1 protein-coding gene is annotated in these 668 nt (G+C 37.3%); it reads left to right on the top strand.

The window, feature by feature from the left end:
• Positions 1-488 precede the first annotated feature (488 nt).
• Positions 489-668: GIY-YIG nuclease family protein (locus ACRCJ0_RS17965; RefSeq protein ID WP_431391501.1), on the top strand; the 180-nt coding region annotated here is incomplete at its 3' end.

Below are 668 nucleotides of genomic sequence, written 5' to 3'. Positions count from 1 at the left end.
TGCCCTGTACTTGCTAGCTTTGTTGTATATTTTACCATATCCATCCCAATCCTTATAACACAAAGACGAAATATACCAATTCTAAGCTACTATTTCACCCACGCATTCAAATTACTGCCCAAAACAACCTCTGCGTGGTATAATTTTGGATTGAAGAGGAAAAAATACTTATCCTAAAATAAGAAACACGTAAGGTAGTTATAGAAAGATATCGCACTATTTTGATATGGCATTAGTGGCGAAGTTTGACCGTGCTAGTTGCTGGCATGCGCTTTTAAGGATCACCAACTAACGCGGCGGTAATTTGATTACAGTTCGGATAATCAAGATTAGCCATATTTCAATATAAGTGTTACTTTTCTTAGAAAGTTCACTAGCATAACAAATAGTAATTGCGATATAAGCGACAACCAATCTTTATGAAATGATTCATTTAAACTTGGAGGCCTTATGTTAGGGCCGCTATTATTGACGAAAGGAGGCCAAGGATGGCTAGTGAGTTAATTGAGAATTTGTTAACCCTTGTACCAACTTTACCTGGTTGCTACATTATGAAGAATGCGGATGACCAAATTATTTATATTGGTAAAGCGAAGAATTTAAGAAATCGTGTCCGTTCTTATTTCAAGTCGACCCATACCGGGAAGACGGCTCAGCTTGTGAGTGAA

The sequence above is a fragment of the Aerococcus sp. L_32 genome (assembly GCF_050689315.1).
Note: the sequence above shows the minus strand (reverse complement) of the source record. Positions and strands in the feature narration are given on the sequence as shown.